Below are 6,574 nucleotides of genomic sequence, written 5' to 3'. Positions count from 1 at the left end.
TTCAACAAATTCCTCGGACAACTCCACCACTGCCTGCAAACCGGACAAACCTACGACGAAACCCATGCCTTCCCACCTCCTCTCGTGCTCGCGGCTTGACTGTTAACTTCCTGAGATGTCTTTCGAGTGCCCAGATCGGTGAGTTCGAGATCACCCAGCAGCTCGTCGGCCCGGACCTGCGAGTCACCCTTCGACATTCCGTAGCACAGACCCTGCGTCACCAACTCGTCGCGAACCCGCTGGTTATGGCCGGCGCCGTTCCCCTGACCGACGTATCCGAGGCTGGAGCGCACTTCGTTTCGCGCCGCAGCGATGTCGAAGCCTGCGATCCGCGCACTTCCGGACGTGGGCTCGAGCAAGGTGGTCAGCATGCGCAACGTCGTCGATTTTCCGGCGCCGTTCGGTCCCAGCAAAGCAACCAACTCACCCTCCGCTACGTCGAGCGTGACCCCCTTGACGGCTTCCACGAGCTTCTTACCCTGGGCGAAGTGCTTGGTGAGCGCCTTCGTCTCGATCATCGGTCTGTCGTTTCCGCGACTCATGATGTGGCCCCAATTTCTTCTCGGCTGGTCGGATGTGGACCAACCTAGAATCAATTGCGGACTCATACGGTCCTAAATGTTTGGCAGACTTCCTTCCATGAAAGAGACATCGGCTCGCCTACTGCGGTTGCTGTCACTGCTCCAGACGCGTCGAGACTGGTCCGGTGCCGAACTCGCAGACAAGCTCGCGATCACCCCGCGCACAGTCCGCCGGGACGTGGACCGCCTCCGCGATCTCGGCTACCCGGTCGACGCGACGGTCGGCGTCGGCGGTGGATATCGCCTGGGAGCCGGTGCGGAAATGCCCCCGCTTCAGCTCGATGACGAGGAAGTGCTCGCGGTGGCGCTCTCTCTGCAGTCCGGGGCGACCGGATCCGTGGTCGGCATCGGCGAGGCTTCGATGCGCGCGCTCGCGAAATTACGACAGATCATGCCGTCGAGACTGCGGCACCGTCTGGAGTCCCTGTCGATCGACGTGGTGCCGCGAGAGCCGGCAGCGAGCGCAGTCGACGCGTCGGTCCTGTCCGCCATCGCGTCGGTGTGCCACAACCACGAACGCCTGAGGTTCGACTACAGCACGCACGACGGGACGCAGAGTCGGCGCGAGGTGGAACCGTACCGACTCGTGAGGTCGGGAGTTCGGTGGTACCTGGTGGCCTGGGATCTCGCTCGCGAAGACTGGCGGTCGTTTCGCGTCGACAGAATGGAACCCAAGATCCCTACCGGTCCACGATTCACGCCCCGGGACCTACCGGCCGGGGGCGCAGCAGACTTCGTCTCGCGCGGTGTTGCTCGTGCCTATTCCTCCACGCGCGCAACAGTTCTACTGCATGCACCCATCGAGCAGATTGCACCCATGGTCAGTGAACAGTGGGGATCAGTGGAGTCCACCGACGAAGGCCGTTGCGTCATAGTGCTTTCGGGAACTTCCCTGCGGTCGATCGCACAGTGGCTCAGGGCCTTCGACGCCGATTTCACGGTGGTGAATCCACCTGAACTCCGCGAGGAATGTCGCACGATCGCGGCGGAAACAGCAGTAGCCGCTCAGCGGTATCTCAATGCATGACAGCACTTTTCGCGCAAAATACAACAAGACCCCAACTCCGAAGAGCTGGGGTCTTGTCAGTACGTCATGCGTCGGTTGCCCGACTTACATGGACGTCTTAGACGATGGTAACGCCGGTGGCCTGCGGGCCCTTGTTGCCCTGACCGATCTCGAACGCCACGCGCTGGTTCTCCTCGAGAGTGCGGAAGCCGCCACTCTGGATCTCGGAGTAGTGAACGAAGACGTCAGCACTACCGTCTTCGGGAGCGATGAAGCCGAACCCCTTCTCGGAGTTGAACCACTTCACGATGCCCTCTGCCATGTAAATCTCCTCTAACACAGTGTCAACAGGCAGTCGCTTCGACCGCCCGGGTCACTTACTACGACCGTTCTGAGACAAATCCGTGGAGGATGTCCAAACGCTCGCAACCTAACCATTTGCGAGCGTGGAAACACAAACACAAACACTTACGACCAACACAAGTAGACCACACATCCGCCCTGTTGTCTTCCCTGAGGCCTTCGTCACTGCCCAAGCCGTTGACAGGTATACCCCCTGGGGGTACCTTCAGATGCAGAGCGATACCTACACCGGGTATCCGTAAAATGAGTTTTCCACAACCGAAAGGATCTGCGATGACCACCGCCGAATACACCGTTTCCGGAATGACCTGCGGACACTGCGTCGGATCCGTCAAGGAAGAGATCGGCAACATCGCGGGTGTCACCGAGGTGGATGTCGAATTGGCGAGCGGACGCGTCGTCGTCACCAGCGATGCTCCCGTCTCCGCAGCCGACGTCGTCGCAGCAGTCGACGAAGCCGGCTACACAGTCGTACCAAGCTGAGTCAGCCGTGCGCACCTCGACAACACTTGCCGCCTACGCCGTAGGGTTGGTCGCCGTCTTCGGCGCCGCTCTCGGCGTGGGGGCCGCAATCGGAAGCCCGATAGACATGTCCACCACCCAGCACAGCACCCACGAATCAACCACCGAATCGATGCCAGGCATGGATTCCGCAACACCTGCAGGACTCGAAGTCTCCTCCGGCGGATACACACTCACCGAAGTGACCGCACCCGGTCGGGCCGGGGAGCAGGGAACGTTGGCATTCCGGATTCTCGACGGCAACAACGCACCCGTCGTCGATTTCGATCTCCTGCACGAGAAGAAGCTCCACCTCATCGTCGTCCGAAACGACACGAGCGAATTTCGCCACGTACATCCTTCACTCGCCGCTGACGGCACCTGGTCGATCGACTGGACCTGGCCCGTCGCCGGCACCTACCGGGTGTTCGCGGACTTCGATCCCACCGACGGCACCCAACTGACACTCGGCCGAAACTTCGACGTGGCAGGCGAATTCACTCCTGCGCCGTTGCCGGCGAAGAGCGCGACCGCAACTGTCGACGGATACACCGTGACTCTCGACGGTGATCTGAGCACTGCCGGCGGCCCGATCACGCTGAGCGTTGCTCGCGACGGAGCCCCGGTCACCGATCTCGACCCGTACCTCGGCGCCTACGGTCACCTTGTGGCTCTGCGCACCGGCGACCTCGCCTATCTGCACGTCCACCCCGAGGGTGAGCCGGGCGACGGCGTCACAGCTCCTGGTCCGGACATTTCCTTCCACGCGCAGGCGCCGAGCGAAGGCACCTACCGACTGTTCCTCGACTTCCAGCACAAGGGTGTGGTTCGCACCGCCGAATTCACCGTTGATGCAGGCACTTCCACAGCTTCAGTTCCAGACAATCACGAGGGAGGGCACTGATGACGTCACCGACTGCGGTCGACAATGCTGCCAACTCGAGCAGCGTCGAACTCGCGATCACCGGGATGACCTGCGCCTCCTGCGCGTCACGAATCGAGAAGAAACTCAACAAGATCGACGGCGTCACGGCCACCGTCAACTACGCGACGGAAAAGGCCAAGGTCACCTTCCCGGACGGGGTACCCGTCGAGGAGTTGGTGGCTGCCGTCGAGAACGCCGGCTACGCCGCCGCGCTCCCCAAGCCGCCCAGCTCGACTGACACCGTCGACCCGGATGCGGAAACACCGCAGGATCGCGATCTGCGCGAGCTTCGCGCGCGCCTGATCATCTCGACCCTTCTCTCCGTCCCGGTCATCGCGATGGCGATGATTCCCGCGCTCCAGTTCGACAACTGGCAGTGGCTCTCCCTCACGCTGGCCGCACCGGTCATCGTGTGGGCAGCCCTGCCCTTCCACCGGGCCGCATGGGTCAACCTGCGTCACGGCGCCGCCACGATGGACACGCTCATCTCCCTGGGCACCATCTCGGCATTCATCTGGTCCCTCTACGCACTGTTCTTCGGCACCGCGGGCGAAGCGGGGATGAAACACGCCTTCAGACTCACGGTCGACCGGATGGACGGCAGCGCCAACATCTACCTCGAGGTTGCCGCGGGCGTCATCACGTTCGTGCTGGCCGGACGCTACTTCGAGCACAAGTCCAAGCGCACGTCCGGGGCCGCACTACGCGCGCTCATGGAACTCGGCGCGAAAGACGTCGCGGTATTGCGAAATGGTGTGGAAGTACGAATCCCCGCCGAAGAACTGACAGCGGGCGACTCCTTCATCGTTCGGCCCGGCGAAAAGATCGCCACCGACGGCATCATCGTCGAAGGCCACTCAGCCGTCGACATGAGCATGTTGACCGGCGAATCCGTGCCGGAGGAAGTCGGTGTCGGGGACACTGTCGTCGGCGCAACCGTCAACGTCGGCGGAACCTTGACCGTCGAGGCCACCCGCGTCGGGAGCGACACCCAACTTGCCCAGATGGCGGCTCTGGTCGAAGACGCACAGAACGGCAAGGCCGAAGTTCAGCGCCTCGCCGATCGAATCGCCGGCATCTTCGTACCGGTCGTCATCGCGATTGCCGTTGCGACCCTGGGCTACTGGCTCGGCACCGGCAACCCCATCGAGATGGCCTTCACCGCTGCTGTCGCCGTGCTGATCATCGCGTGCCCGTGTGCCCTCGGATTGGCAACGCCCACAGCCCTGTTGGTGGGCACCGGCCGCGGAGCCCAGATGGGAATCCTGATCAAGGGTCCCGAGGTACTCGAATCGACCCGGGCAGTCGACACCGTCGTGCTCGACAAGACGGGAACCGTCACCACCGGTCAAATGACATTGCTCGACACCGTGGTCGGCGAAGGTACAACCATCGACGAGGTGCTTCGGCTGGCCGGCGCCCTCGAACATCGCTCCGAGCACCCCATCGCAGCAGCAATCGCGAAGGGCGCGACCGAAGTCGTGGGCGAGTTGCCTCCGGTCGAGGACTTCGTGAACGTCGCCGGACGCGGCGTGCAGGGAATGGTCGACGGTCATGCCGTGGTCGCCGGCCGAGACGCACTGCTGGCCGACTGGTCGATGCCGTTGCCGGAAAATCTCCGTGAGGCGAAAGCTGAAGCAGAGAAGGCCGGGCGGACCGCAATCGCGGTGGGCTGGGACGGCCAGGCGCGCGGCGTCCTCGTGATCGCCGACGCGGTCAAGGACACAAGTGCCGAAGCAATCGCGCAGTTGAAGGCACTCGGCCTGGAACCGGTCCTGCTGACCGGCGACAACGCCACTGTTGCCCGCACCGTGGCGGATCAGGTCGGGATCAGCACCGTCTTCGCCGAGGTCATGCCGGCCGACAAGGTCGACGCCGTCAAGAAACTGCAGGCGGAAGGACGCGTCGTGGCCATGGTCGGCGACGGCGTGAACGACGCGGCAGCCCTCGCTCAGGCAGATCTGGGTCTGGCAATGGGCACGGGCACCGACGTTGCAATCGAGGCCAGCGACATCACCCTGGTGCGCGGTGACCTGCGGTCGGCAGCCGATGCAATTCGGCTGTCCCGCAAGACGCTCAAGACCATCAAGGGCAACCTGTTCTGGGCTTTCGCCTACAACACGGCTGCGATCCCGCTGGCCGCGGCCGGCCTACTCAACCCGATGCTCGCCGGTGCCGCAATGGCATTCAGCAGTGTGTTCGTGGTGAGCAACAGCCTGAGGTTGCGGCGGTTCAAGTAGGGGGCAAGCCCCCTGTGCGCGGTTAGGGAGTCCCTGCACTCCTTAACCGCGCACGGGGCTATTCGCCTCCAGCCAGCCGAACGAAGGCTGCCGCGTCGAGCATCTCGCCACGCGTCTGTGGCTCGATACCGGCAGCGAGGAGCCGTCGTTCGGCTTCGGCGGGCGAACCTGCCCAACCACTGAGCGCGGCACGCAAAGTCTTGCGGCGCTGCGCGAATGCGGCGTCGATAGCCGCGAAAACCTGCTTGCGGTGCTTCTCGTCCATCGGCCACGGCGGCTCCGCGTACCGGTCGATACGAACCAGACCGGATTCGACCTTGGGCACCGGCCAGAAGACGTTGCGTCCGACGGCACCCGCGCGGCGAACCTCGCCGAAGAAGTTGGCCTTGACGCTGGGAACACCGTAGATCTTGCTCCCCGGATCAGCCGCCAGGCGATCGGCGACCTCGGCCTGCACCATCACGAGTGCGGTCCGCAAACTCGGCAACGAAGCGAACAGGTGCAGCAACACCGGCACCGCGACGTTGTACGGCAGGTTCGCGACCAGCGCGGTCGGCTCGCCGGGAATCTGTGAAGGCAGTACACGCATCGCGTCGGCTTCGACGACGGTCAGACGATCGGCCAACTCCGGCGCTCGCTCGGCCACCGTCTTCGGCAGGCGAGCCGCGAGGTTGGGATCGATCTCGACTGCGATGACCCGATCGACCACGTCCATCAGCGCCATCGTCAGCGAACCGAGACCAGGCCCTACCTCGAGAACGACGTCGTCACGTGTGACGCCTGCCGTGGTGACGATGCGCCGCACGGTATTGGCGTCGTGAACGAAGTTCTGCCCCAACTGTTTCGTGGGCCGGACACCGAATTCCTCGGCAAGAGCGCGCACCTCGACCGGACCGAGCAGGGCTGCCTGCCCGCGCGGAGTAGCGATGGGTTCGTTCGATTGTTCGGCGTCTGACAC

General features: G+C 63.5%; 6 protein-coding genes and 1 pseudogene. 4 read left to right on the top strand and 3 right to left on the bottom strand.

Annotation, left to right across the window (positions count from 1 at the left end; all coding sequences use genetic code 11):
* Window positions 1-113: 113 nt before the first annotated feature.
* Window positions 114-542, bottom strand: a pseudogene (locus G8767_RS32360) (ATP-binding cassette domain-containing protein); the annotation flags it as partial.
* Between the two features lie 97 nt (window positions 543-639).
* Here G8767_RS32360 and G8767_RS32355 point away from each other — a divergent pair.
* Window positions 640-1,608 carry a YafY family protein gene (locus tag G8767_RS32355; RefSeq protein WP_124567429.1) on the top strand — a complete coding sequence of 323 codons (969 nt, stop codon included), beginning with the start codon at window positions 640-642 and terminating at the stop codon, window positions 1,606-1,608.
* 97 nt (window positions 1,609-1,705) lie between these two features.
* Here the strand turns inward: G8767_RS32355 and G8767_RS32350 are convergent, their stop codons facing one another.
* Window positions 1,706-1,909, bottom strand: coding sequence for a cold-shock protein (locus G8767_RS32350; protein ID WP_003946232.1), 204 nt, complete (start codon window positions 1,907-1,909; stop codon window positions 1,706-1,708).
* A gap of 314 nt (window positions 1,910-2,223) precedes the next feature.
* On the opposite strand from G8767_RS32350, the gene G8767_RS32345 reads away from it, so the two are divergent.
* From G8767_RS32345 to G8767_RS32335, 3 genes are read left to right on the top strand one after another with little or no spacing between them, the layout of a single operon-like run.
* Window positions 2,224-2,433: a heavy-metal-associated domain-containing protein gene (locus G8767_RS32345; RefSeq protein WP_124567430.1), complete on the top strand. Its 210-nt coding sequence runs from the start codon at window positions 2,224-2,226 to the stop codon at window positions 2,431-2,433.
* A 7-nt stretch (window positions 2,434-2,440) separates the two neighbouring features.
* Window positions 2,441-3,355, top strand: coding sequence for a hypothetical protein (locus tag G8767_RS32340; protein ID WP_095971033.1), 915 nt, complete (start codon window positions 2,441-2,443; stop codon window positions 3,353-3,355).
* Window positions 3,355-5,616 (top strand): heavy metal translocating P-type ATPase, encoded by a 2,262-nt coding sequence (locus tag G8767_RS32335; RefSeq protein ID WP_166813929.1) that lies wholly within the window; start codon window positions 3,355-3,357, stop codon window positions 5,614-5,616. Before G8767_RS32340 ends, G8767_RS32335 begins: the two co-directional genes overlap by 1 nt.
* A 58-nt stretch (window positions 5,617-5,674) precedes the next feature.
* On the opposite strand, the gene rsmA is transcribed toward G8767_RS32335, so the two are convergent.
* Window positions 5,675-6,574: a 16S rRNA (adenine(1518)-N(6)/adenine(1519)-N(6))-dimethyltransferase RsmA gene (gene rsmA / locus G8767_RS32330; RefSeq protein WP_003946263.1), complete on the bottom strand. Its 900-nt coding sequence runs from the start codon at window positions 6,572-6,574 to the stop codon at window positions 5,675-5,677.

Origin of the sequence: Rhodococcus sp. IC4_135 (assembly GCF_011602025.1) — a bacterium.
Lineage (GTDB): Bacteria > Actinomycetota > Actinomycetes > Mycobacteriales > Mycobacteriaceae > Rhodococcus_F > Rhodococcus_F baikonurensis.
The sequence above is the reverse complement of the archived record's forward strand: the minus strand, read 5'-3'. Positions and strand labels throughout refer to the sequence as shown.

Excerpts from the sequence above, each read along its gene's own strand:
- G8767_RS32355 (WP_124567429.1), top strand. The coding sequence starts at position 640 with ATGAAAGAGACATCGGCTCGCCTACTGCGGTTGCTGTCACTGCTCCAG.
- G8767_RS32350 (WP_003946232.1), bottom strand. The coding sequence starts at position 1,909 with ATGGCAGAGGGCATCGTGAAGTGGTTCAACTCCGAGAAGGGGTTCGGC.
- G8767_RS32345 (WP_124567430.1), top strand. The coding sequence starts at position 2,224 with ATGACCACCGCCGAATACACCGTTTCCGGAATGACCTGCGGACACTGC.
- G8767_RS32335 (WP_166813929.1), top strand. The coding sequence starts at position 3,355 with ATGACGTCACCGACTGCGGTCGACAATGCTGCCAACTCGAGCAGCGTC.